The sequence below is a fragment of the Tistrella mobilis genome (assembly GCF_039634785.1).
Classification (GTDB): domain Bacteria; phylum Pseudomonadota; class Alphaproteobacteria; order Tistrellales; family Tistrellaceae; genus Tistrella; species Tistrella mobilis.
In genome coordinates, this window is the sequence record NZ_JBBIAB010000020.1 from 39,824 (window position 1) to 63,907 (window position 24,084).

Here is a 24,084-nt window from a genome sequence, read left to right on the forward strand (position 1 = left end):
GTGATGCCGCACCCCCGCCTGTCGTCCGGGACATGCCGATGTCGTCAGGCCCGCACCGTCTGCAGGAAGTCCTCCACCTGCCGGCGGAGATCCTCGCCGTTCCGCCCCAGATCGCCCGCGGCCGAGAGCACCTGATTGGCGGCGAGGTCGGTTTCCCGCGCCGCCGCGGTGACGCTGCCGATATTGCCCGTGACCTCGACCGTGCCCTGGCTCGCTTCCTGGACATTGCGCGAGATTTCGCGGGTCGCCGCGCCCTGTTCCTGCATGGCGGCGGAAATCGCGGTCGAGATTTCATTCACCCGATTGATGGTCGAGCCGATCTCTTCGATCGCATGGGCCGAGTCGCGGGTCGCGTCCTGGATCGAGCGGATCTGGGCGGCAATCTCTTCGGTCGCCCGCGCGGTCTGCACCGCCAGCGTCTTCACTTCAGAAGCCACCACCGCGAAGCCCTTGCCGGCCTCGCCGGCGCGGGCCGCCTCGATGGTCGCATTCAGCGCCAGCAGATTGGTCTGAGAGGCGATGTCGTTGATCAGCTGCACGACATTGCCGACCTTCTGCGCCGCCTCGGACAGGTTCTTCACCCGCAGACCGGTGGCATCGGCCTGACGCACCGCCTCGCCCACGATGCCGCTCGACTGGTTGACCCGATCGCCGATCTCGCCGATCGCGGCCGAAAGCTGCTCGGCCGCCGCCGCCACGGTCTGGATGTTCTGGCTGGCCTGTTCGGTGGCGCTGGCCGCGGCGGTGGACCGCCGGCTGGTCTCGTCGGCCGTGACCGTCATGGTCTCGGCGGTCGACCGCAATTCGGTCGCGGCCGACGTGACCCCGTTCAGAACTCCGCCGACCGAGGCCTCGAAACGGTCGGCCATGTCGCGCATCGCCTGGCGCCGGGCGGCTTCGGCCGCCGCCTGATCCTCGGCACGCTGGGCGATGTTGCGCCGCAGATCCCCCTGCATGCGGGTCAGCGCCGTCGCCAGCCGGCCGACCTCGTCCTTCTGATCGACCGTCAGGCTCTGGTCGAAGCGCCCTTCGGCAATGCCGTCGGCAAAACCGGCGCAGGCGCGGATCGGCCGGGCGATCCCGCGGGCGGCAAGCGCCACCACCAGGATCGCGCCAAGCACCACCGCAAGCCCGACCCCCAGCGAGACCAGCGTGTCGCGCGTCGAGCGCTCGGCCATATCGCCGCTCAGCGCGTTGACCGAGGCGAGCGCCACATCCCGCGGCACCGAGATCACCACCGACCAGGGCGTGACGGTGCTGCCGAAACGGATCGGCGAGAAAACGTCGATATCGGGATGCCCCGGACGGTCGAGCACCGTCGCCTCGCCGGCGCGGATCACCTCAAGCCCGTCGGTCCAGCTGTCGCCCGCCGCGGTCACCGGCTGGCCGATCGTCTCGGGCGCGCCGCTGTCGGCCACGATCAGCCCGGCATCGCTGATGATCGCAACCCGGCTTCGGCCGTCATAAAGCGCGCTCGACACCTTCACCGCCAGCGCCTGGATGAAATCCAGGTTGTAGTCGGTGCCGGCCACGCCGCGGAAACGGCCGTCGATCATGATCGGCACCGACAGCGTCGCCAGGAAGACCGGCTTGCCCTGCACGATATAGGGCAGCGGGCCCAGAATGTTCTCGCGGCCCGTCTCGGCCGGGCCGATATACCAGCCGCCCTTGACCAGACCGTTGGGATGACGGTCGCTGCTGTCGTATTCGACCAGCGGCTGGATCGCGATCCGGCCGTCGGTGCCACGGGTCCAGTAGGGCAGGAAACGGCCGGTCGCATCCGATCCCTGCTCGCGGTCGCCGCGGAAGGCGGCATCGGCGCCATCCAGCGCATCCGGTTCCCAGGCCGAATAGGTGCCGTTCAGCGCCGGATCCTGCGCCAGCGCCTGGCGGAGCATCGTGTTCAGCTGGTCGCGCCGCTGCCCGGCCGGCGTGCCTGCCGGACCATCCGCGGCCAGCACCGCGAAGCTGCGCGCCAGCGTCCGGGCAGTATCGAGCCCGGCTTCCAGCTGGGCCTTGATCGCCGCCGCCTCGGTCGCCGCCCGGTTTTGCAGCGCCGCCTTGGTCTGGCCGTCGACGATTCCGAGCACGCTTTCGGTGACATAGTCATGCGTGTTGCGCGCCGATACCAGGCTGAACCCCACCAGCACCGCCACCGTCGTCGCAAGGCACAGCCCCGCGGTCAGCGCGATCCTGGCCTGCACGCTGGTCAGCCGCCCCGACAGAACAGACACCATCTTTTCCCCTCCACACCGCACCTGAATCAAATCCTGATACATAAAGTATTCGACGCCCGAAAATCCGCCTTGATCGATGTCAAATGATCTTCATTAACAAACGGTTAGCTTAATTCCCAACTCAACCGCACATGAATAAAGAACTGCAAATGTCCTTGAAGGTCATATGATTTGATATGTGCAGCATGAATGCATGCCAATGGCGAAAGTAGCAAGATGACGAAATGACATGACACTCTTTACGCCCTGGTAAGGTCGGACGTCGCAGTCTGAAGCGCACGTTCTCATGAACCTCCCCGGGACGCCTTCAGATGAAGCTCGCACACAAGATCCTGGCGCCGGTCGCGATCCTTGCCGCCATCGCCATCCTGATCGCCCTCGCCGGCATGGTTGGCCTGAACCGGATGGGTGATGCCGCCCATCGCATGGCCGATGATTCCGACCTGGTGATCAAGACGTCGGAACTCAGAAGCGTCAGCCGGGCGCTGCAGCGCGATGCGCTGAACCTGATCTTCGAGCCCGAAGCCGGCCGTGCCTCGATCGCCAGCCGCTTCGACAGCCGCGCCCAGGCCATGGAGGCCCAGCTGGTGGCGATCGAGGCCGTCGTCGGCGACCGCGACCGCCGGTTCATCGGGCTGCAGCGCGAGGTGATCCGGGCCCTGATCCGCGTGCGGGAACTGGCGCTGGCGGGGAAGACCGATGCGGCGCATCAGGCCTTCATCAACGGCGTGCGCCAGGCCGAGCGTGCGGCATCGGAGCTGACCGACCCGATGATCGACGACGGCATCGCCGAGGTCGCGGCCCAGTCCACCGGCCTGGAAGACACCCGGACCTCGGTCATGGGGGTGATGCTGGCCACCGCCGTGATCGGCGTCCTGGCCGGCGTCCTGCTCTCAAGCCTGGTCGCGCGCCGCGGGGTCATCGCCCCGCTTGGCCGGATGACCGGGGCGATGGCGCGACTGAAGGCCCGGGATTACGGTTTCGATCTGGCCGATGCCGGCCGCAGCGACGAGATCGGCGCCATGGCCGCCGCGGTCGCGACCTTCCGCGATGCGATGCAGGAAACCGACCGGCTGCAGGCCGAACAGCGTGTCGCCGAAGAACGCACCCTCCGCCGCCTGGCCCGCCGGGCCGAGCTGGTGAAGGAGTTCGTCGACGGCATGAACGGCCTCTCCGCCCGGCTGGCCGACGAGGCCCGGCAGCTGGAAACCGATGCCGGCGCGCTTTCGGGCGCCGCCGCCGAGACCAGCCGGATGACCGCCAGCACCAGCACCGCCACCGACCGCACCACCGCCAATGTCCAGACGGTGGCGGCGGCGACCGAGGAACTCTCGGCCTCGATCGGCGAGATCAGCGCGCGGGCGAACGAAACCGCCTCCACCTCGGGCAGCAGTGCCAACGAGGCCCGGCGAACCGCCGATCAGGTCAGCCAGCTGCGCCGCACGGCCGAAGAGATCGGCCAGGTGGTGGCACTGATCACCGACATCGCCGCCCAGACCAATCTTCTGGCGCTCAACGCCACGATCGAGGCCGCACGCGCCGGCGAGGCGGGCAAGGGCTTCGCGGTCGTCGCCGCCGAGGTGAAGACGCTCGCCACCCAGACCGGGCGGGCGACCGAAGAAATCCGCACCAAGGTCGACGCGGTCCAGACCGCAACCGACGGCGCCGTCGCCTCGATCGAGCGCATCGTCGGGATGATCGGCGAGATCAGCAGCATGACCACCTCGATCGCGACCGCGGTGGAAGAACAGTCCGCCGCCACCGGCGAAATCACCCGCAATGTGCAGGAGGCGGCCAACGGCACCGAGCGGATCCGCCAGGATGTGCAGGTGCTGGACCACACCGCCACCCGCACCCACGACATCGCCGGCCGGGTCGGCGGCTTCTCGACCGAGGTTTCGCGCCGGTCGGGCGAGCTGCGCGATCTGGTCGCGGGCTTCGTCAGCCGCCTGTCCGAATCGGAAGCGGCGGCCTGAGCGGCCGGGCCATCTCGGCCAGCCGCCGGACCCGCTCCGCCGTCGCGGGGTGGGTCCGCAGCAGGCCGGGCCCCTGGCGGCGCAGGCGGAAGATCGCCTCCCAGGGTCCCGAACGCTCCAGCGCCAGCAGGGCCCTGGCCAGCGCCGCCGGATCGCCCGTCAGCCGTGCCGCCTCCAGATCGGCCGCAAACTCGCGGGTGCGGGAGAGCGCCAGCTGCATCAGCCCCACAAGCCCGGGGGCAGCGATCAGCAGCAGCACCGCCGCCAGGGGCACGGTGACGGCCCCCAGCAGGATCAGCGGCAGGTTCAGGGCCAGCAGGGCGATGCCGAGCCAGGCCATCAGCCCGGTGATCCGCCCCAGCCCGTCGGCCAGACGCATGATCTTGAGGTCGCCATTGGCGATATGCGCCAGTTCATGGGCCAGCACCGCCATCAGTTCCGGGGGCGTCAGGCGGCGCAGCAGCCCGTCGGTGATCACCACCACCGGCACGCCCGCGTCATCGAGCGCAAAGGCGTTGGGCTGGCGCGCCGGGCACCAGCAGAGCCGCGGACGGGCATGGATCCCGGCACGGGCAGCCAGCGCCGCCAGGGCGTCGTGGATTTCCGGAAGGGCCGCATAGGGGATCGGCCGGGCGCGATGGGCGCGCAGCACCAGCCCGGCCGGCAGGCCCGGCAGCAGCAGGGCCGCGGCGACGGCACCGGCCAGCGCCCACGGAATGCCGTCGGGGCCCCAGACGATCCAGCTGGTCAGGCACAGAACCAGCGCCATGCCCGCGACCAGCAGAACCGACCAGGCAAGATTGCGCAGAACCTGGCGTGTGGTTGCCATCCGTCACCTCCGCCCGCGACGCCACCCCTGAAGGGCATGCCTCTCAGACAGGCGATCTGGGAGAAGGCAAGAGGCGGATCAAGAGGGGGAAGCCGGCGATCCGCGGCGGGGCGCGAAGACCCGGGTCTGCCGGCGCGGCCTGGTCAGGCCGGGCAGGTCGGCCCCCAGCGCATCGGCAAGCGTCGGCCCGTCGGCGCTGATCAGGCGGCTGGCCTCTGCCTCGGCGCGGCCGATATGGCGCAGCCGTTCCGGATGCCAGGGGGTCGGTGCCACATCGGCGGCATGGCGGGGCGTCTCGGCGCGCCGCCGATCGCGCAGCAGGGCCCGGACCAGGGCGCGGGCCGCGCGGGGGTCCAGCCCGTCAGGGCCCGCCATCTGGGGGCGCGGCTGCGCCATCGGCTGGGGCAGCGGGCGCTTGCGCGCAGCCGCGGCGATTTCTGCCGCCAGCCCGTCCGGCCGCCGCGCCCTGGGTGCCTCGGCCGGGGCCGCCCCCGGCCGGCCGACGATGCGGTCGGCGACCTCGTCGCGCCGGACCCGGCGTGAGGGTTCCCACCGCGCCGGGCGCCCGGGGCTGCCCGCCGGCGGCACGTCGCCCGCCGAGGTCAGCCCCTGGGGCACCGGCGGCAACTTCACCTGGGGCTGGGCGGGCGGCAGGGGCGGCGGCACCCGGTCGCGGGCGGCGCGCCGCTCGATCTCGGCCGCCGCCGCGGCCGACATGCCGCTGCGGGTGCGCTCCGACAGGCCGCGCAGCTCGCGTCCCAGCATGTCGAGTTCGATCTCGCTGCCGATGCCGCCGTCGCGGGCCAGGCGCCAGGTCTCCAGCCCGCCGATCAGCGCGTTCAACCGGTCCAGCTCCAGGCTGCCGAGCCCCGCCCAGACCGTTTCCATGAAGCGTTCCACCACCTGAGGCAGCGGCCGGAGCTTCAGGGTCGCGGCATCGACCCTGAGCAGGTCGGGCGCGCGCGGACCGACATCGGTAACGACGAAAACCGCCGGCATCAGCCGGCCGCGGCCGGCTGCGGCGAATTGTCCGAGGGCCAGGAACAGCAGGGCGTGAAGCTTGGCCGGGGCCAGGACGCGGCCGTCATTGCGGGCCCTCTGCATCAGCCAGCCGGCGACGTCGTGGCTGCTCTCGACAGCGATCCGCATGGTCTCCCGCCCCTCTGCAGTTTCCGCAGGCATGCCCCCTTGCAGGGTCAGTATAGGGTGCCCAACTTAACCGCGACTTAAAATTCGCAGCGAAACGGGCTGACCCGGATGCCGGGGCTGCCGCCCGCCCGGCGTGACAGTTTTTAGAATCCTTCTAAAAAGGCTCTTGCGCTGCCCCGCACCGACTGATATACCCGGTTCGACATCGATTGGAACCGTTCTAAAACGAACCGGGCGGTTCCGACGATCAAGACCCCGAGTTGCCGCCCCCGGGCCGGATGTCCGGGGGCATCCTCCAGAAACGAGAGGCAGGATCCATGCTGACCATCGGTGATAAGTTCCCGTCGTTCAAGGTCAAGGCGACCGTGTCGACCGACCTGAAGAGCGCCTTCTCGGAGATCGACGAGAACACCTATGGGGGCAAGTGGAAGGTCTACTTCTTCTGGCCGAAGGACTTCACCTTCATCTGCCCGACCGAGATCGCGGCCTTCGGCAAGCTGAACGGCGAGTTCGAGGATCGTGACGCGGTCGTCCTCGGCGGCAGCACCGACAGCGAGTTCGTGCACCATGCCTGGCGCGTCCACAAGGAAGAGCTGAACGACCTGCCCTTCCCGATGCTGGCCGATGTCAGCCATGCGCTGTGCAACGCCCTCGGCATCCTCCACAAGGAAGAGGGCGTGGCTCTCCGCGCCACCTTCATCGTCGACCCGGACAACATCATCCGCCACGTGTCGGTGAATGATCTCGATGTGGGCCGCAACCCGCAGGAGATCATCCGCATCCTTGACGCGCTGCAGACGGACGAGCTGTGCCCCTGCAACTGGCAGAAGGGCGAGGACACCCTCAAGGTGGCCTGATCCTGCGGATCCGGTCGGCGGTGCGGGGTCCCGCACCGCCGACCCCCGTCTTCCCCTTGCCTGCCCCTTCCCCTTGCCTGCCCCGGCGTCCGTCGCCCCTACCTTCCGCCATCACCCCTTTCCATCTCCCGAACAGCCGCGTCGAGCCCCGGCCGGGTTGCGCATGCGCATAGATCGCGCGCAATCTGATCGTGATGAAGATATCTGGCTCCGCAGCTTTCCACCCGTCCCAAGAGCGCCGCGCCTCCGGCCGCGCTGAAGCCCCACCCATCTGAAATCCCCAGGAGAGTCGAGATGTCGATCGAGCAGCTGCGCGGCGCGCTTCCGGATTACGCCAAGGATCTGAAGCTCAACCTCGGCAACGTGCTGCAGTCGGAGAATCTGACCGCACAGCAGCTCTGGGGCACCGCCCTCGCCTCGGCGCTCGCCGCGCGCAACGCCACCGTGATCAAGGCGATCGCGGCCGATGCCGACGCCCAGCTCAGCCCCGAGGCGCAGAAGGCCGCCCGGGCCGCCGCGGCGATCATGGGCATGAACAACATCTACTACCGCTACACCCATCTGGTGTCGGACAAGGAATACGCCTCGATGCCGGCGAAGCTGCGCATGACCGTGATCGGCAAGCCCGGCGTCGACCATGCCGATTTCGAGCTGTGGTCGCTGGCGGTTTCGGCGATCAACGGCTGCGGCATGTGCATGGACAGCCACGAGAAGGTCGTCCGCGACAAGGGCATCAGCCGCGACGGCGTGCAGGATGCCATCCGCATCGCCTCGGTCGTCCATGCCGTGGCCGCCACCTTCGACGCCGAAGAGGCCCTGGCCGGCTGATCCCGGCCACCGCCCGCCCCGGTTTCAGACCCCCGCCCGCCGGTGCCGCCGCACCGGCGGGCGGGGGTTTTTTCGTCCCTGAAGGTTGACATTCGCGGCCGAAGCCCCAAGTCTGGGACACGTTTTTCGGACGAACCGCTCAAGGACAATCCGTGGCGCGACAATTCCGGCCGATCATTTCGGCCTGCATATGTCACGCTCATGACACGTGAACCTGCCATGATCTTCCACTAGTCTCTGTGGGGATCGGGCAGTGATCGTCTTTGATCAGCTCGCCCGAAGCTCTTTGACGCTTTGGACCGTCGGACCATTGCCGGACATCTTTGGCAGTGGCCGCGTTGCTACACGTCGGGTTCCTGGCAGACGCCCTGTCGCCGGACCGAACGTGCGGGGCCCGGCATGGCCCGGCTCACATTCTCGCGCACCGGTGCGCCCCGTCTTCCCTTCCCGTCCCCGACCACCGGCAACGGTCCCGCCCCCAGCGGGAACCGGTCCGTCCGCGTCTTCGGATCATAGGAGGATGGAGACAGACATGTGCGGCTTCAGCGGCGAGATCAGGTTCGACGGCACGACGGCGGATGTCGGGGCCGTGGCACGCATGACCGCCGCGATGGACAGGCGCGGCCCGGATGCGTCCGGGATCCACGCCCAGGGGCGGATTGCGGTCGGCCATCGCCGGCTCAAGATCTTCGACCTCAGCGAACAGGCCCAGCAGCCGATGATCGATGCCGGGCTGGGCCTCGGCCTGGTCTATAACGGCGCCATCTACAATTACCGCGAACTGCGCGCCGAGCTGGAGGCGATGGGCTTCGCCTTCTTCTCCACCGGCGACACCGAGGTCATCCTCAAGGGCTATCGCGCCTGGGGCCCGAAGGTCGTCGACCGGCTGGCCGGCATGTTCGCCTTCGTGCTGTGGGAGCGCGATACCGGCCGGGTGCTGATGGCCCGCGACCGCCTGGGCATCAAGCCGCTCTATATCGAGAACCGGGGCCGCACGCTGCGCTTCGCCAGCACCCTGCCCGCCCTGCTTGCCGGCGGCGGTGTCGACACCGCCATCGACCCGGTGGCGCTGCAGTTCTATCTCCAGTTCCACGCCGTGGTTCCGGCGCCGATGACCATCCTGAAGGGCATCCGCAAGCTGCCCCCGGCCACCCGCCGGATCATCGAGCCCGACGGCACCGCCCGCGACGAGGTCTATTGGGCGCCCGATTACGGCCCGCGCGCGGATGAACGCGACCTCTCTTTCCAGGACTGGCAGGCGAAGGTGCTCGACAGCCTGCGCACCGCCGTGCGCCGCCGTCTGGTCGCCGACGTGCCGGTGGGCGTGCTGCTCTCGGGCGGGCTGGACAGCAGCCTGATCACCGGGCTGATCGCCGAGGCCGGGCAGAAGGATCTCAAGACCTATTCGATCGGCTTCGACGCGGCCGGCGGCGAAGAGGGCGACGAATTCCGCTGGTCGGATGTCGTGGCCGCCCATTTCGGCACCGATCACCATCAGATCCGGGTCTCCGCCTCGGAAACGCTCGAAGCCCTGCCCGATTGCGTGGCGGCGATGAGCGAGCCGATGGTCAGCCACGACGCGGTCGGCTTCTACCTGCTGTCGCAGGCGGTCTCGCGCGATCTGAAGGTGGTGCAGTCGGGCCAGGGCGCCGACGAGGTCTTCGGCGGCTATCACTGGTATCCGCCGATGCTGGCCGCCGGTGACGAGGCCGCGGTCGAGACCTATGCCCGCCATTTCTGCGACCGCCCCCATGACGAATATCTGGGGCTGGTGCGGCCCGAACACCGGGTCGACGAGGATCATGCCCGCCGTTTCGTGGCCGAGCATTTCGCACAGCCCGGCGCCACGCGCCCGATCGACAAGGCGCTGCGCATCGACAGCAACATCATGCTGGTCGACGACCCGGTAAAGCGGGTCGACAACATGACCATGAGCTGGGGGCTGGAGGCGCGCGTGCCCTTCCTCGACCATGAACTGGTCGAACTTGCGGCCCGCGTGCCGGCCGAGATGAAGGTGAAGACCACCCCCGACGGCCGCCATCTGGCCCAGGGCAAATACGTGCTGGCAGAGGCCGCCCGCGCCGTGATCCCCCATGCGGTGATCGACCGGCCCAAGGGCTATTTCCCGGTGCCGGCGCTGAAGCATCTGGAAGGCCCCTATCTGGAGATGGTCCGCGCCAGCCTGGGCAGCGAGGGCGCCCGGTCGCGCGGCCTGTTCGACCAGGCGGCGGTCGACCGGCTGCTGGCCGATCCCAAGGCGCATATCACGCCGCTCCGGGGCTCCAAGCTCTGGCAGCTGGCCCTGCTCGAACTCTGGCTCGACACCCACGGCATCCGCGGGTGACCCGACCATGGCCGACGCACCCGCATCCACCGGTCCCGGCCTCCCCCGCCGCTCCGAGATGACCAGAAAGGCTCCGGTCGACATGACGCGCCGCCAGAACCGCGACACCCGCCCCGCGCGGGATACCCGGCTGGATCGACGATCCGGCCCCTCGCTCGCCGGCCGCCAGGCCCATGGCACCGCCTTCAGCCGCCAGGAGGCGACGGTGGACATGGGCTGGGGCCGGCTGATCTTCGGCCAGACCTTCGACGACAACCGCCACCTCGCCGATGCCATCCGCATGGAAGAGGAAGGCAAGCGCGATGTGGCGCTCTATCTGGCCGAGCCCCATGTCCTGCTGTCGCTTGCCCCGCAGGAGCTGTTCCTCGACCCGTCGCACACCTACCGGCTGTGGATGGACCGCTATCGCCCGGCCCCGCCGCGGCGGCGCGGCTTCACCATCCGCCGGGTGCGCACGGCCGAAGAGGTCGCCGAGGTCAACCGGATCTACGCCGCCCGGCGCATGGTGCCGGTGCCCGAAGACATGGCGCTGGCCTTCCGCCGCTCCCGCACCGTCACCCAGCTGGTGGCGGTGGAGACGGCCTCCGGGGCGATCATCGGCACGGTGATGGGTGTCGATCACGTTCAGGCCTTCGGCGACCCCGAAGGCGGCGCCAGCCTCTGGGCGCTGGCGGTGGACCCGCAGGCCTCTCTGCCGGGGGTGGGCTCGGCGCTCACTCTGCATCTGGCCGGGCATTTCCTCGCCCGCGGCCGCGCCTATATGGATCTCTCGGTCATGCATGACAATGCCGAGGCGATCGCGCTTTACGAGAAGCTGGGCTTCCAGCGGGTGCCGGTGTTCTGTGTGAAGCGCAAGAACCCGATCAACGAGAAGCTGTTCATCGGCCCCTCGCCCTCGGACGCGCTCAACCCCTATGCCCGGATCCTGGTCGACGAGGCCCGGCGCCGCGGCATTGCGGTCGAGGTGCTGGATGCCGCCCGCGGCTATTTCACCCTCACCTTCGGCGGCCGCGCGATCACCTGCCGGGAAAGCCTGACCGAACTGACCAGCGCCATCGCCATGAGCCGCTGCCAGGACAAGCGCGTCACCCGCGACGTTCTGGCCGAGGCGGGGCTGTCGGTACCCGAACAGGTCACCGCCGCCGACCTCGCCCGGGCCGAAACCTTCCTCGCCGCCCATGGCCGGGTGGTGGTGAAGCCGGTGGACGGAGAGCAGGGCCGCGGCGTGCAGGTCGACATCCGCGATGCCGACACCCTGGCCCGCGCCTGCCGCGCCCTGTCGGAACAGGGTGTGGCGGGCGTGGTCGAAACCTTCGTCGAGGGCGAGGATCTGAGGATCATCGTCATTGACGGCGAGGTGGTGGCGGCGGCGATCCGCAAGCCGGCCGAAATCACCGCCAACGGCACCGATACCGTGCGCGCGCTGATCGAGGCGCGATCGCGCCGCCGGGCCGCCGCGACCGGCGGCGAAAGCCGGATCCCCATGGATGCCGAAACCGAACGTGCGGTGACCGAGGCCGGCTGGACCATGGACGACGTGCCGCCGGCGGGCGAGGTGATCCGGGTGCGCAAGACCGCCAATCTGCACACCGGCGGCACCATTCACGACGTCACCGCCGAACTGCATCCGGCCCTGGCCGAGGCGGCCGTCCGCGCCGCCCGGGCGCTGGACATTCCGGTGGTCGGCCTGGACTTCATGGTCCCGGCCGCCGACCAGCCGGATTATTGGATCATCGAGGCGAACGAGCGCGCGGGCCTTGCCAATCACGAGCCCCAGCCGACCGCCGAACGTTTCATCGACTTCCTGTTCCCACAGACGGCCACCCGCCGGCGCAGCATGCCGGCCCAGGCCGAGGAGACGGCATGAACGACGCGACCCGACGCCATCGGGATGGGTCTGGCCCCGAGGCCGGCATCCGCATCGATCGCGACTACCTGCTCGACACCCTGCTGGCCCTGCTGAACACGCCCAGCCCCTCCGGCTATACCGACGGCATCGTCCACATGGTCGGCCAGGAGCTGGAGCGGCTGGACATCGAATTCGATCTCACCCGCCGCGGTGCCATCCGCGCCGTGCTGCGCGGGCGCGAGCGCCATCCGGCCCGGGCGCTGGTCGCCCATCTGGACACGCTGGGCGCCATCGTGAAGCGCCTGCAGCCCAATGGCCGGCTGTCGGTCGTGCCGATCGGCCACTGGTCGGCGCGGTTCTCGGAAGGCGCCCGCTGCACCATCTTCACCGATGACGGCCGCCATCGCGGCACCATCCTGCCGCTCAAGGCATCGGGCCACACCTTCGGCGGCGAGATCGACAAGCTGCCGGTCGGCTGGGACTATGTCGAGCTGCGCGTCGATGCGCTGGTCGACAACGAACGCGATCTCGAAGCCCTCGGCATCCGGGTGGGCGACATCATCGCCGTCGATCCGAACCCCGAGGTCGGCCCCAATGATTTCATCAACAGCCGCTATCTCGACGACAAGGCCGGTGTCGCCACCCTGCTGGCGGCGGCAGAGGCGGTGCAGCGCTCGGGCGTGAAGCCGCCGGTCGACACCTATCTGCTGTTCACCATCTCGGAGGAAGTCGGCTCCGGCGCCTCGTCGATCCTGCATGGCGAGATCGCCGAGATGGTGACCATCGACAACGGCACCACCGCCCCGGGCCAGGCCAGCCGCGAAACCGGCGTCACCGTCGCGATGATGGACAGCGCCGGCCCCTTCGACTTCCACCTGACCCGCAAGCTGCTGGCACTCTGCGCCGATAACGGCATCTCGCATCAGCGCGACGTCTTCCGCCATTACCGGTCCGACAGCGCCTCGGCCATCGAGGCGGGCAATGATCTGCGCACGGCGCTGGTCTGTTTCGGCATCGACGCCTCGCATGGCTACGAGCGGATCCATCGCTCGGCGCTCGACGATCTGGCGAAGCTCGAAGCGCTCTACATGTTGAGCGAGCCGACCTTCAAGCGCGATGCCAAGCCGCTCGGCCCGCTGACCGGTTTCCCGGTGCCGCCCGACTGGGACGAGGAGGAAACGGCCGAACGCCTCGGCACCCCCGCCCCGGCAGAGGAAGCCGCCGAACCCCACAAGTGACGGCGGTAAGATGATCGGCGTAACATGATCGGCCCCTGGGCCTGATCCCGACGCCCCGCCCTTTCCCCAAGGGCGGGGCGTTCTTATATTCCGAAACAACACTTCTGCCATGACGAATTGCCGGGCGCCCCGGCTTGATCCCCATCGATCGCCATTGGTAGGATGCGACAGAAAAATTTTCCGGCGTCGCGCCGCAGAATGTGCCGCGGCGCAGAACAGACGGGATCCCTCAGATGACCATCATGAACGGCTTCGCCGATGCCATCGGCAACACGCCGCTGATCAAGCTGCGGCAGGTGTCGGAGCGCACCGGCTGCACCATTCTCGGCAAGGCGGAGTTCATGAACCCCGGCGGATCGGTCAAGGATCGCGCGGCGCTTTACATCGTGCGCGATGCGCTGGAGCGCGGCGCCCTCCGCCCGGGTGGCCGGATCGTCGAGGGCACCGCCGGCAATACCGGCATCGGCCTGGCGCTGGTCGGCAATTCGATCGGCTGCAGATCGACCATCGTCATCCCCGAGACCCAGTCGGAAGAAAAGAAGCAGACCCTGCGCATGCTGGGCGCCGATCTGGTCCAGGTGCCGGCCGTCCCCTACAAGGACCCGAACAACTACGTCCGCGTGTCGGAGCGGCTGGCGAACGAACTGGCCGAGAGCGAGCCGGGCGGCGCGGTCTGGGCCAATCAGTTCGACAATGTCGCCAACCGCCGCGCCCATTTCGAGACCACGGGCCCCGAGATCTGGGAGCAGACCGGCGGCCGGATCGACGGTTTCGTCTGCGCAGTCGGCACCGGCGGCACACTTGCCGGCATCACCATGGCGCTGAAAGAGCGCAACCCGGACATCCAGTGCTGGCTGGGCGACCCGATGGGCTCGGCGCTCTATTCCTGGGTCACCACCGGCGAGCTGAAATCATCGGGCAGCTCGATCAGCGAGGGCATCGGCCAGGGGCGGGTCACCGCCAATCTGGACGGTGTCAGCTTCGACGGCGCCGTGCAGGTGACCGACGAGGAAAGCCTGCCCATGCTCTACGACCTGATCTCGGAAGAAGGGCTGCTGCTCGGCGGTTCCTCGGCGATCAATGTCGGCGCGGCGGTGAAGATGGCCGAGGCGCTGGGCCCCGGCCACACCATCGTGACCATCCTCTGCGACAGCGGCCAGCGCTATACCAGCAAGCTGTTCAACGCCGAATTCCTGCGGTCGAAGAACCTGCCGGTCCCCTCCTGGCTGGACCGCTGAGCCGTCTCGCGGCAAGCTCCGGTTTCCCCCGTTCGAAACCGGAGCGTGCCGATGCCTGCCACCGATCCTCTCTTCCGTAACGATCCCTACGCCCGAAGCTGCACCGCCCGCGTGGTCGCCGTCACCGAAGACGGCGGGGTGATCCTGGATCGGAGCGTCTTCTACCCGACCGGCGGCGGCCAGCCGGGGGATTCGGGCCGGCTGACCGATGCGGCCGGCCGGGTCTGGACGGTGACCGAGGCGGTGAAGGGCCGGGCATCGGGGACGGATGGCGGGCCCGATGCCATCGTCCACCGCCTGGATGCGACGGGCGCCGAGGCGCCGCCGGCCATCGGCACCCAGGTCACCGCCGATCTGGACTGGGAGCGCCGCCACGCCCATATGCGGCTGCACACCTGCCTGCATCTGCTCTCGGCGATCGTGGTGGCGCCGGTCACCGGCGGCCAGGTCGGCGCCGATCGCGCCCGGCTGGATTTCGACTGGCCCGATGCCACGCTCGACAAACAGGCGATCACCGACGCGCTGAACGATCTGATCCGGGCCGATCATGCGGTCGAAACCGACTGGATCACCGATGCCGAGCTGGATGCGGCACCGCATCTGGTCAAGACCATGTCGGTCCAGCCGCCGCGCGGCGCCGGCCGGGTGCGGCTGGTCCGGATCGGCGCGGGCACGGCCGGCGCCGACGCCCCCCATGTCGATCTTCAGCCCTGTGGCGGCACCCATGTGGCCCGCACCGGCGAGATCGGTGCGGTAGAGGTGGTGAAGATCGAAAAGAAGGGGCGCCAGAACCGGCGGGTGGTGATCGCCTTCGCCGGCTGATCAGCCGGCGGCCGCGGTGCCCCGCGCCACGGCCGCCAGCTGCGGATCTTCAAGGAATTCGGCATTGCGCGCCCGGATGGCGGCACCGTCGTCGTCATACAGGAAGGGCAGGCAGGCGAAGCGGCGGCCACGGGTCACCGCCAGGGCCTCGTGCAGCAGGCTGCACGAGAACACCACCGCGCCGCCGGTGGGGGCGCGATAGCGGCGGTCGCCGAATTCGGGGAAGCGCAGTTCGCCGCCTTCATAGTCTTCGGCATTCAGGTTGATGGTCACCGCGAAGCGGCGATGGGCGGTGCCGCGGGTGGTGTTGTCGCGATGCGGGCGGAAATAGCCGCCCGCCCCATCACCGTCGTAACAGGCGACGATATAGCGCTCGATCCGGGTCGCCTTGTACTGGAAGGCCTTCTGCAGTTCCGGCAGCAGCCGGCGTTCGATCCGCGCGCGGATGCCGGCGCGCAGCGTCTCGTCTTCGATCAGGCAGTCGGCGCGGCGCTTGTGGCCGTAATCGCGCATCTCGACCGTGCGGCCGCCGACCTCGCGCATGAAGCCGCTCTCCTCGCCGCCCAGCCGGTCGTATTCGGCCATCAGCCGGCGGCAGAAGGCCGGCTCGAAAACCCTGGGCACCGCCAGCACCGGCGCCCAGGGCTGGCCGGCATCGTCGGCCGGCGCCACGGTCAGGATCCGCCCGCCTTCGGCGACCACACTGCCATGGGCGGCCGGCGCCGGCAGCTGCGCCACCAGATCCAACAGCCGGGCCGTGTCTTCCATGCCGCCGGTCGCGACCACCCGCAGGGTGGGATCGAGCAGCAGCCAGTAAGGCCGGTAGGCGACATGGCCACTGCGCGGATCTGCCGCAGGATCGATCGCCCGATAGCGGCGCGAGATTTCGCCATCCGCATCGGCGAAGGCATAGAAGCCCGGCAGATGCAGCGGCAGGCGTGCAGGCTGGCCAACCCGGTCGGCCGCATCCAGCGTCACGAAGAAACAGGTCCGCCCGGGGTCGGCAAACAGTGGTGCCGCCCCGGCAATCGCCGCCACGGCGGCCTGAAGCTGCGGCACCGCAGCCGATCCCAGCAGCACCAGCACCGACCAGCGGCCGGCAACGGTGGAAAAGGCGAAGTTCGGATTGCCGGCACAATCGCCCTGGAACCAGGGCACCGGGTCGCCGGGCAGGAAGGGTAAGGTGCGGGCCGCGGCAACGGCGGTGTCGGACATGGTGCAGGTCTCCGGGGGGCCGTGAACGTGTGACGTTCAGAATGCAGGAGCATCCCATCGCCGTAAAGCGGGTGCAAGAGCCGCGGGCGGCTGTGGCGGTGCCGCCGCGGGTCCGGTATCATGTGGCCGACGAGGTGGCGGGATGCGGCTCCGCAGGGGCCGCGACACCTGCCCAAGATTGATTGAGCAAGATCAGACGAGACCGGCGCCGGCCGGGGTCGGGCCAGGCGCCATCGACCGATCCGGCCCGGGAAGAACCACGGAGGACGCTGCCCCCGATGCCCTACGCCAAGCCCGACGCCCTGGTCAGCACCGCCTGGCTCGCCGACCACCTCGATGCGCCCGATGTGCGCGTCGTCGATGCGTCCTGGTTTTTCCCGCAGGAGGGCCGCGATCCGCGTGCCGAGCATGCGAAGCTGCGCATCCCCGGTGCGGTGTTCTTCGACATCGACGAGATCGCCGATACCACCAGCCATCTGCCGCATATGCTGCCCGCGCCCGAGAAGTTCTCGTCGCGGGTCCGCCGGCTGGGCCTGGGTGACGGCGTGAAGATCGTCGTCTATGACGCGATCGGCCTGCGCAGCGCCGCCCGCGCCTGGTGGATGTTCCGCGTCTTCGGCCATGACGATGTCGCGGTGCTGGATGGCGGCCTGCCGAAATGGCTGGCCGAGGGCCGACCGGTGGTCGAGGAACGCCCCGAACCGCCGCGGGAACGGCATTTCACCGCCCGGGTCAACAACCTGCTGGTGAAGGACCGCCATCAGGTGGCCCGCGCCACCGGCGACGGCCGCACCCAGCTGGTCGACATGCGCCCGGCCGACCGCTTCCGCGGCGAGGCGCCCGAGCCGCGGCCGGGCGTGCGGGCGGGCCATGTGCCGGGCGCGCTGAACCTGCCCTATACCGACCTGCTCGACCCCATGTCGGGCACGGTGCTGGATGCCGAACGGCTGGAGGCGCGGATCCTGGCGGCGGGCATCGATCCGTCGAAGCCGGTGATCGCCATGTGCGGATCGGGCGTCACCGCCGGCATGCTGGCGCTTGCCATGTATCTGCTGGGCAAGCGCGACGTGCCGGTCTATGACGGGTCCTGGGCCGATTGGGGGTCGGACGAAAGCCTGCCGATCGAACGGTGATCGCCGTCCGGACCATAAGGGTGCAGATCGGCACCGCACCGGCTGACCGCATGGTGCCGGCCGCAGGAACGACGGGACCGGCGGGCGAAGCCGCCGCCGGTGCCGGTGCTCGTGTCCCCCGCTCACGCTGCCACCGACCGCAGGCCGCATCCGGCCTGCGGCGGTCCGTCTTCGTTCCGGCGCCCGCACGGGCCGGCGGAACCTGCGGCTTCCGATACCACCCGTCCGGCCGACCCGGCCTGACGACTGGCCTGACCGGGTCGCGGGGCGATGGTCGCCACCGCGCGTGGAGAAAGCGTCGATGACGGAACTTGTCGTCACCTACTTCGAAATGACCTCGCCGCCGGACCGCCATGGACGTGGCAAGCTGCCCTCGGGGCAGTATGCCCTGCTCCGGGCCTGGAACATGCCGGTCCATTTCTACCGCTATCTGCATGCCGGCGCCCGGGCAAACCTGCTTCGCCCCGAACGCCTGGGCCTTGACGACGAGGCCATCGGCCACATTCTCGCCGACGAGAAGATCGAGATCTTCGTGCTCTACGTTGCCGGCGTGCCTGCGGGCTTCGCCGAACTCGACCGTCGGGCCGAGGACGATTCCATCGAAATCGCGTATCACGGACTCATGCCTGAATATGTCGGCCGCAGCTTCCGCGGCTTCCTGCTCGACCAGGTGGTGGACATCGCCTGGAGCTATCATCCGACACGGCTCTGGGCGCGCTGCTCCAATCTGGACCACCCCAAGGCCATGCAGACCTATCAGCGCGGCGGCTTCGGCGTGTTCCGGCAGGAACGCAGCCCCATGCCGGCCGATCTGGCCCTGACCGGCAGCGATCGCGGCCGCAATGCCGGCACCGGCGGCCTGCTGACAGAAGGGACGGATCTGTCCAACATCGTGCCCGGCCCGGTGGGGGAGGCCCCGACATGACCATCGGCGAAACCTTCCAGACGGGTCCTGCCCCGGCGGGCCGCCGGGTGGTGGTGGTCGGTGCCGGCCCTGCCGGTCTGGCCGCCACCGAAAAACTGCTCGCACACGGCCTGCAGCCGATCGTGGTTGCGCCGGCCGACGACTGGGGCGGCCGCGCCTTCGTCGGCGCCTCGGAAGCCGATGCCGGCTCCCCCGCCGGCGATGTCGATTTTCTGCGCTTCCGCGGCCGCGCCGCCCGCATCCGCAGTGCCGTGCGCCTGATTACCGGCCATGTCGCCTGGGCGATCGAGGATGGCGCGGTGCTGCTGGCCGGACGCGACGGCATTTCGCGCCTCGCCTTCGACCGTCTGGTGCTCGCCACCGGTGCCGAGACCCGGCCGATCCCGCTGCCCGGCGGCCAGCTTTCCGGCGTCACCGATCTGGGCACGCTCTACCGCGCCCCCGAACAGGCCGGCAGCACCGCCATCGGCCAGCGCCCGGTGCTGATCGGCGGCGGCCCCGGCCTCTACGAGGTCGCCGACCGGCTGGTGCGCGCCGGCCGCCGGCTGACCGCGGTGATCGATCTGGATCCCGATCCCTGGCGGCGCGGCCCGATCGGCACCGAAAGCGGCCGCCCGGGCACCGGGCTCGGCCGCTGGCTGCGCCTGGTCGGCCGCGACGTGCCGGTGCTGACCGGCATCACCCGTCTCAGGGTGGAAGGCGACGGCCATGTCGAGCGGATCATCGCCACCGACGGCCGCGGAGAGACCCGCGACATCGTCTGCGACACCGTGGGTGTCGGCCATGGCATGATCGCCGATCACCGCCTGCTCGCCTCGGCCGGCGTGGCGCTGGGGTTCGATCCCGACCGCCGGGCCTTTCTGCCCCAGCTGGATGCCGAAGGCCGCGTGCCCGATTGTCCGGGGCTGTATGTCGCGGGCGAGGCCGGCCCCCATCCGCGCCCGGCGGTCGCCGACCGGCTGGGTGCCGCGGCCGGTCTTGCCGTCGCCTCGGATCTGGGTATTGCAGACGCCCGGATCGAACTGGCGCGGATGACGCCGCTGCTCTCGCACGACCGGCGCACCGGGGCCGAGATCGCGGTCGACCATCCCTACCCCACCGGCTGGGTTCTGGCCCAGGACGACGACGCCCCGATCGATCCGGCAAGCGGGCTGACGCTGGGCCGGCTGAAGCAGGTGGCGGCGCGCCATCGCCTGGACCGGCTGGGCCGGGCCGCGGCGGTGCTGGGCGTCGACCTGGCCCGCGCCGGCGGGCTGGGCCGGGCCGGCGTTCTGGCCGAGCTGATCGCCGCTCTCGGCGCCCTGCCGCTCGCCGGCCTCGGCACCAGCCAGGGCGAAAGCCCGGCCATGCCCGTGCCGCTGGGCATGCTGGCCGCGGCCGGACGTGGACAGGTCAACGACATCACGGAGCGTGCAGGATGAGCCGGCTGGTGGATTGCGACGTCGTCATCGTCGGCGGCGGGGTGGTCGGCCTTGCGGCCGCGATCGGGCTGCGCCGGCAGGCCTTCCGGGTCACGGTGCTGGAAGCGACCGCCGGTGCCGGCCGCGATCTGGACGGCATCTGCGGGCTGATCGGCACCGAGGGCCGCGCCGCCCTTGCCCGTCTGCTGGGTGCGGACGAAGCCGCGGCCCTGGTGACCACGGCGACGGTGCCCGAAGGCGCGGCCGATACCCTGCCCGAAGGCCTGGGCGTTCTGGCCCCCGGCCTCTTCGCCGAAACGCTCAGCCGTCGCGCCCGGGAACGGGGCGTCGATCTGCGCGAGGGTGTGGCCGCGATCGGGGCCGAGGAAACCGAAGCCGGGTTCCGCGTCGCCTGCGCCCCCGGCTATGGCATCGCCGGCCGGCTGATGGCGATCGCCGCCGGTCCCGCCCGCGATACGGCCGGCAGCTGGCTGAAAGCCGATCTGCCGGTCCGCCCGGCGGTGTCGCTGCGCCTGAAGCTTCGCCCCGACCGGATCACCCCCGAAACCTGCCGCAGCCGGCCCAGCGATGTGATGCTGGCCGAAGACGGCCGGGCGGTGCTGCGCGGCACCGGCGATGGCGGCTGGCTGGTTGCCCTGCACGAAGACGGATCGGTCGCGACCTCGGCCTCGGGTGCTGCGGCCCGCGCGGCCGCCCCGGCCGCCCCGCTGTCGCCCGACGAAATCGCGGCCGCCGCCGCCCGTGTTACCGCCATCCTGCCCGACACGGCCGGGCAGCTGTTGACTCGCATGTGGCGGGTGGCCGGTCAGGCGCCGGATGCCGCCGCCATGGCCCAGGCCGTGCCCGGCCGCGCCGGGCTGTTCGTGGCCGATGGTGGCGGCGACTGGGACATGGGCGGGGCGCTGATCGCGGGCGAGCGCCTGGCCGGGCTGCTCGCCGCCTGACCCGTCATCCCGGGCGACGCCAAACGTTCAGGAAGGGGCAGCCGTAAAGGAAGGGTCAGCCGCCGTAAAGGAAGGGGCGGGCCAGATCGACCACCTGGTCCGGCGCTTCCATCGGCGCCAGATGGGCGGTGTCGAGCGTGACGAAATCGCGGGTGCCCGGCATGTGCCGGGCCGCGATCGCCGACATGTTCTGAAACACCGGATGCGACCGGGCGGTCTTGGCCACCAGCACCGGCACATGCTGGTCGTGCAGCAGCAGGAAGGGGTCACCCGCCGGGTCGCCGCTATTGGCATTGCCCATGGCGCGCGCGATCGGCCCCAGAATGTCGGCCTCGGTTTCCGGCTCGCAGGCCAGCACCAGTTCGGCGCCGTCGCGGCGGAAGCCCCAGTCCAGATAAAGATCCAGCGCCGCCGGCGTCACCACGTCGAAGGGCGGGCGCGAGGCGAAGCGCGCCCGTGCGGTCTCGCGGTCGGTGAAGCGCGGCTTGCGCCGGCCGGCGGCCTCCACCAGGCCACGGCCGAAGGCCCAGCCTTCGGGCTCGGGCTCCTCTCCGGCGCCCGGTTCGGAAATCGTGGGCTCGATCACCACCATCCGCCGGAACAGCTCGGGCCGGAGTGCGGCCGCCAGCAGCACGTCGGTGGCCCCGGCCGAATGGGCCAGCACGTCGATCCCGCGCCAGCCCATGGCATCGGCCAGCGCGATCAGATCCAGCGCGAAGGCCCGGAACCCGTATTCGCCGGGGGTGCGGCCCGACGCCCCATGGCCGCGACGGTCATAGCTCCACACGCCCGAGGCATGGGCCGAAAGCTTCAGCGCCACCGGCTCCAGCGTCGCGCCGCAATAGCCGGTGCCATGGGTCATCAGCAGGGGCCGGCCGGCCGGATCGCCGCCGGGCCAGGACTGGACATGAAGAACCGGGCCGGAACCGGGATCGAACCGTCCGGAGGTGAAGCTGCCCGAAAGCGGGGAACCTTCGGCAGCCATGCCGGGCTCGGCCGGCCTGTCATCAACCATGGCGCGCATGGCAAGAGTATCGCCCGAAGCCAGAGGTCTGATCAAGGGCCGGGGACTGCGCGCCGGTCAAAGAGAAACCCCCGGCCCTGGATGGGCCGGGGGTAGGACGACAGCCACAGGGTACAGATCGCTCAGTGATGGAGGATCTGCCCCAGGAAGGCCTTGGTCCGGTCGTTCTGCGGGTTGAGGAAGAATTCCTCGGGCACGTTCTCTTCCACGATCTCGCCACGATCCATGAAGATCACCCGGTCGGCGACCGTGCGGGCGAACCCCATTTCATGGGTCACGCAGAGCATGGTCATCCCGGTCTCGGCCAGCTCGATCATCACGTCGAGCACTTCCTTGATCATCTCGGGGTCCAGCGCCGAGGTCGGCTCGTCGAAGAGCATGACCTTGGGGTTGGTGCACAGCGAGCGCGCGATGGCCACGCGCTGCTGCTGACCGCCCGACAGCTGGCCCGGATATTTTCTGGCCTGGTCCGGAATCCGCACGCGCTCCAGATAGGACATCGCCGTCGCCTCGGCTTCCTTGCGCGGCACCTTGTGCACCCAGAGCGGCGCCAGGGTCAGGTTTTCCAGCACCGTCAGATGCGGGAACAGGTTGAAGTGCTGGAACACCATGCCGACCTCGCGGCGGATGTTCTCCACCGCCTTGACGTCGTTGCTCAGCTCCACGCCGTTGACGACGATGCTGCCCTTCTGGTGTTCCTCCAGCCGGTTGATGCAGCGGATCATCGTCGACTTGCCGGAACCGGAGGGCCCGCAGATGACGATGCGCTCCCCGCGCGCGACATCCAGATTGATGTCGCGCAGCACGTGGAACTGGCCGTACCACTTGTTGACGTGGTCCAGCCGGATGATGGTGTCGGCACCGCGGGCAGAGGCGACCCGCGGCCCGGTGGCCTCGGGCATCTCGCCGGCGGCCATGTCGGTCTGATTGGTCATCGGATCGATCCTTCCCTCAACGATGGGCACCGCGACCCAGATACCGCTCCAGCCACTGGCTGTAGCGCGAGATCGCGAAGCAGAAGACGAAGTAGACCAGCGCCGCGAAGACATAAGCCTCGGCGAAATAGGTCCGCCAGGGCGCGTCGTTCAGCGCCGCACGGGTCGCCAGCATCAGGTCGAAGATGCCGATGATGACCACCAGCGAGGTGTCCTTCAGCGTCGACAGGAACGAATTCACGGTCGACGGAATGCTGATCTTCAGCGCCTGCGGCAGAATGATCAGCCGCATCTTCTGCCAGTAGCCGAGGCCGAGCGCATCGGCCGCTTCGTACTGCCCCTTGGGGATGGCCTGCAGACCGCCGCGCACCACCTCGGCCAGATAGGCGGCCGCGAACATGATGATCGCGATCTGGGCCCGCAGCAGCTTGTTGATGTTGAGCCCTTCCGGCAGGAAGAGCGGGATCATGACCGAGGCCATGAACAGCAGCGTCACCAGCGGCACGCCGCGGATCAGCTCGATATAGGTCACCGACAGTGCCTTGATGATCGGCAGGTTCGACCGGCGCCCCAGCGCCAGCAGCACAGCGATCGGGAAGGCGATGCCGCAGCCGAAGACCGACAGCACCAGGGTGATCATCAGACCGCCCCAGAGCCGGGTCTCGACCAGCGGCAGGCCGAAGACGCCGCCCCACATCAGCAGGCAGATCAGGGTGATCGCCGCGACCCACACATAGACCAGCTTCCGGCTCCAGAACTTCCGGTAGCCGCTGGCGGCGACCAGGGTCACGAAGATCAGGATGGAGGCCAGCGGCCGCCACTGTTCCTCGTAAGGATAGGTGCCGAACAGGATCAGGCGGTATTTCTCGCGGATGAAGGCCCAGCAGGCCCCTTCCGCCGCCTTGCAGGCCTCGGGCGCAGCACGGCCCCAGACCGCATCGATGAAGGCCCAGTTTATCAGCCCCGGCAGCCACGAAATCAACGCCCAGGCGATGGCGACGGTGATCAGCGCGTTGTACCAGGTGTTGAACAGATTGCCGCGGATCCAGGCGATGGGTCCCACCGTCGCCGCGGGCGGCCGTTCTACGGCCGTCTTTTCCGGTATGGTCTGAGCGGTCAT

Annotated in this window: 19 protein-coding genes; 12 read left to right on the forward strand and 7 right to left on the reverse strand. The window is 69.4% G+C overall.

Annotated features, from left to right (window positions below; translation table 11 throughout):
• Positions 1 to 44: 44 nt before the first annotated feature.
• Positions 45 to 2,237, reverse strand: a complete 2,193-nt coding sequence (locus tag WI697_RS22065; RefSeq protein WP_345959943.1) for a methyl-accepting chemotaxis protein — start codon at positions 2,235 to 2,237, stop codon at positions 45 to 47.
• A 311-nt stretch (positions 2,238 to 2,548) separates the two neighbouring features.
• On the opposite strand from WI697_RS22065, the gene WI697_RS22070 reads away from it, so the two are divergent.
• Positions 2,549 to 4,213: a methyl-accepting chemotaxis protein gene (locus tag WI697_RS22070; protein ID WP_345959944.1), complete on the forward strand. Its 1,665-nt coding sequence runs from the start codon at positions 2,549 to 2,551 to the stop codon at positions 4,211 to 4,213.
• Here WI697_RS22070 and WI697_RS22075 read toward each other — a convergent pair.
• On the reverse strand, positions 4,179 to 5,042 hold the full coding sequence (locus WI697_RS22075; RefSeq protein ID WP_345959945.1) for a zinc metalloprotease HtpX: 864 nt from the start codon (positions 5,040 to 5,042) through the stop codon (positions 4,179 to 4,181). The genes WI697_RS22070 and WI697_RS22075 overlap by 35 nt on opposite strands.
• Positions 5,043 to 5,120: 78 nt before the next feature.
• Positions 5,121 to 6,191: a Panacea domain-containing protein gene (locus tag WI697_RS22080; protein ID WP_296715638.1), complete on the reverse strand. Its 1,071-nt coding sequence runs from the start codon at positions 6,189 to 6,191 to the stop codon at positions 5,121 to 5,123.
• Between the two features lie 317 nt (positions 6,192 to 6,508).
• Between WI697_RS22080 and WI697_RS22085 the strand changes: the two genes are divergently transcribed.
• From WI697_RS22085 to WI697_RS22115, 7 genes are all read left to right on the forward strand, one after another.
• Positions 6,509 to 7,048, forward strand: coding sequence for a peroxiredoxin (locus tag WI697_RS22085; protein ID WP_014746013.1), 540 nt, complete (start codon positions 6,509 to 6,511; stop codon positions 7,046 to 7,048).
• Between the two features lie 294 nt (positions 7,049 to 7,342).
• Entirely contained in the window at positions 7,343 to 7,876 is a 534-nt protein-coding gene (locus tag WI697_RS22090) for a carboxymuconolactone decarboxylase family protein (protein ID WP_345959946.1), read from the forward strand.
• 532 nt (positions 7,877 to 8,408) lie between these two features.
• Entirely contained in the window at positions 8,409 to 10,220 is a 1,812-nt protein-coding gene (locus WI697_RS22095; RefSeq protein WP_062767462.1) for an N-acetylglutaminylglutamine amidotransferase, read from the forward strand.
• A gap of 82 nt (positions 10,221 to 10,302) precedes the next feature.
• Positions 10,303 to 12,087, forward strand: a complete 1,785-nt coding sequence (gene ngg / locus WI697_RS22100) for an N-acetylglutaminylglutamine synthetase (RefSeq protein ID WP_323755109.1) — start codon at positions 10,303 to 10,305, stop codon at positions 12,085 to 12,087.
• Positions 12,084 to 13,307: an osmoprotectant NAGGN system M42 family peptidase gene (locus WI697_RS22105; protein ID WP_345959947.1), complete on the forward strand. Its 1,224-nt coding sequence runs from the start codon at positions 12,084 to 12,086 to the stop codon at positions 13,305 to 13,307. The genes ngg and WI697_RS22105 overlap by 4 nt, the downstream gene beginning before the upstream one ends.
• Positions 13,308 to 13,540: 233 nt before the next feature.
• Complete coding sequence (locus WI697_RS22110; RefSeq protein WP_345959948.1) at positions 13,541 to 14,545, forward strand: cysteine synthase A; 1,005 nt, start codon at positions 13,541 to 13,543, stop codon at positions 14,543 to 14,545.
• Positions 14,546 to 14,596: 51 nt separating this feature from the next.
• A complete protein-coding gene (locus tag WI697_RS22115; protein WP_345959949.1) occupies positions 14,597 to 15,367 on the forward strand; it encodes an alanyl-tRNA editing protein in 771 nt (256 codons plus the stop codon).
• On the opposite strand, the gene WI697_RS22120 is transcribed toward WI697_RS22115, so the two are convergent.
• Positions 15,368 to 16,582, reverse strand: a complete 1,215-nt coding sequence (locus tag WI697_RS22120) for a 2OG-Fe(II) oxygenase family protein (RefSeq protein WP_345959950.1) — start codon at positions 16,580 to 16,582, stop codon at positions 15,368 to 15,370.
• A 278-nt stretch (positions 16,583 to 16,860) separates the two neighbouring features.
• On the opposite strand from WI697_RS22120, the gene sseA reads away from it, so the two are divergent.
• From sseA to WI697_RS22140, 4 genes are all read left to right on the forward strand, one after another.
• Positions 16,861 to 17,715 (forward strand): 3-mercaptopyruvate sulfurtransferase, encoded by an 855-nt coding sequence (sseA, locus tag WI697_RS22125; protein WP_062767474.1) that lies wholly within the window; start codon positions 16,861 to 16,863, stop codon positions 17,713 to 17,715.
• Positions 17,716 to 18,016: 301 nt separating this feature from the next.
• Positions 18,017 to 18,640, forward strand: coding sequence for a hypothetical protein (locus WI697_RS22130; RefSeq protein WP_062767476.1), 624 nt, complete (start codon positions 18,017 to 18,019; stop codon positions 18,638 to 18,640).
• Positions 18,637 to 20,061 carry an NAD(P)/FAD-dependent oxidoreductase gene (locus WI697_RS22135; protein ID WP_062767478.1) on the forward strand — a complete coding sequence of 475 codons (1,425 nt, stop codon included), beginning with the start codon at positions 18,637 to 18,639 and terminating at the stop codon, positions 20,059 to 20,061. The genes WI697_RS22130 and WI697_RS22135 overlap by 4 nt, the downstream gene beginning before the upstream one ends.
• Complete coding sequence (locus tag WI697_RS22140) at positions 20,058 to 21,005, forward strand: NAD(P)/FAD-dependent oxidoreductase (protein ID WP_062767480.1); 948 nt, start codon at positions 20,058 to 20,060, stop codon at positions 21,003 to 21,005. The genes WI697_RS22135 and WI697_RS22140 overlap by 4 nt, the downstream gene beginning before the upstream one ends.
• 55 nt (positions 21,006 to 21,060) lie before the next feature.
• On the opposite strand, the gene WI697_RS22145 is transcribed toward WI697_RS22140, so the two are convergent.
• The 3 genes from WI697_RS22145 to WI697_RS22155 all read right to left on the reverse strand — a co-directional run bounded on the left by WI697_RS22145 (position 21,061) and on the right by WI697_RS22155 (position 24,084).
• Positions 21,061 to 22,029, reverse strand: a complete 969-nt coding sequence (locus WI697_RS22145) for an alpha/beta fold hydrolase (protein WP_345959951.1) — start codon at positions 22,027 to 22,029, stop codon at positions 21,061 to 21,063.
• Between the two features lie 122 nt (positions 22,030 to 22,151).
• Positions 22,152 to 22,931, reverse strand: a complete 780-nt coding sequence (locus WI697_RS22150) for an amino acid ABC transporter ATP-binding protein (RefSeq protein WP_345959965.1) — start codon at positions 22,929 to 22,931, stop codon at positions 22,152 to 22,154.
• A gap of 49 nt (positions 22,932 to 22,980) precedes the next feature.
• Positions 22,981 to 24,084, reverse strand: a complete 1,104-nt coding sequence (locus tag WI697_RS22155) for an amino acid ABC transporter permease (protein ID WP_062767483.1) — start codon at positions 24,082 to 24,084, stop codon at positions 22,981 to 22,983.

Excerpts from the sequence above, each read along its gene's own strand:
- ngg (WP_323755109.1), top strand. The coding sequence starts at position 10,303 with ATGACGCGCCGCCAGAACCGCGACACCCGCCCCGCGCGGGATACCCGG.
- WI697_RS22150 (WP_345959965.1), bottom strand. The coding sequence starts at position 22,931 with ATGCCCGAGGCCACCGGGCCGCGGGTCGCCTCTGCCCGCGGTGCCGAC.
- WI697_RS22075 (WP_345959945.1), bottom strand. The coding sequence starts at position 5,042 with ATGGCAACCACACGCCAGGTTCTGCGCAATCTTGCCTGGTCGGTTCTG.
- WI697_RS22065 (WP_345959943.1), bottom strand. The coding sequence starts at position 2,237 with ATGGTGTCTGTTCTGTCGGGGCGGCTGACCAGCGTGCAGGCCAGGATC.
- WI697_RS22090 (WP_345959946.1), top strand. The coding sequence starts at position 7,343 with ATGTCGATCGAGCAGCTGCGCGGCGCGCTTCCGGATTACGCCAAGGAT.
- WI697_RS22115 (WP_345959949.1), top strand. The coding sequence starts at position 14,597 with ATGCCTGCCACCGATCCTCTCTTCCGTAACGATCCCTACGCCCGAAGC.
- WI697_RS22140 (WP_062767480.1), top strand. The coding sequence starts at position 20,058 with ATGAGCCGGCTGGTGGATTGCGACGTCGTCATCGTCGGCGGCGGGGTG.
- WI697_RS22130 (WP_062767476.1), top strand. The coding sequence starts at position 18,017 with ATGACGGAACTTGTCGTCACCTACTTCGAAATGACCTCGCCGCCGGAC.
- WI697_RS22095 (WP_062767462.1), top strand. The coding sequence starts at position 8,409 with ATGTGCGGCTTCAGCGGCGAGATCAGGTTCGACGGCACGACGGCGGAT.
- WI697_RS22070 (WP_345959944.1), top strand. The coding sequence starts at position 2,549 with ATGAAGCTCGCACACAAGATCCTGGCGCCGGTCGCGATCCTTGCCGCC.
- WI697_RS22135 (WP_062767478.1), top strand. The coding sequence starts at position 18,637 with ATGACCATCGGCGAAACCTTCCAGACGGGTCCTGCCCCGGCGGGCCGC.
- WI697_RS22080 (WP_296715638.1), bottom strand. The coding sequence starts at position 6,191 with ATGCGGATCGCTGTCGAGAGCAGCCACGACGTCGCCGGCTGGCTGATG.
- sseA (WP_062767474.1), top strand. The coding sequence starts at position 16,861 with ATGCCCTACGCCAAGCCCGACGCCCTGGTCAGCACCGCCTGGCTCGCC.
- WI697_RS22105 (WP_345959947.1), top strand. The coding sequence starts at position 12,084 with ATGAACGACGCGACCCGACGCCATCGGGATGGGTCTGGCCCCGAGGCC.
- WI697_RS22155 (WP_062767483.1), bottom strand. The coding sequence starts at position 24,084 with ATGACCGCTCAGACCATACCGGAAAAGACGGCCGTAGAACGGCCGCCC.
- WI697_RS22120 (WP_345959950.1), bottom strand. The coding sequence starts at position 16,582 with ATGTCCGACACCGCCGTTGCCGCGGCCCGCACCTTACCCTTCCTGCCC.
- WI697_RS22110 (WP_345959948.1), top strand. The coding sequence starts at position 13,541 with ATGACCATCATGAACGGCTTCGCCGATGCCATCGGCAACACGCCGCTG.
- WI697_RS22085 (WP_014746013.1), top strand. The coding sequence starts at position 6,509 with ATGCTGACCATCGGTGATAAGTTCCCGTCGTTCAAGGTCAAGGCGACC.
- WI697_RS22145 (WP_345959951.1), bottom strand. The coding sequence starts at position 22,029 with ATGCGCGCCATGGTTGATGACAGGCCGGCCGAGCCCGGCATGGCTGCC.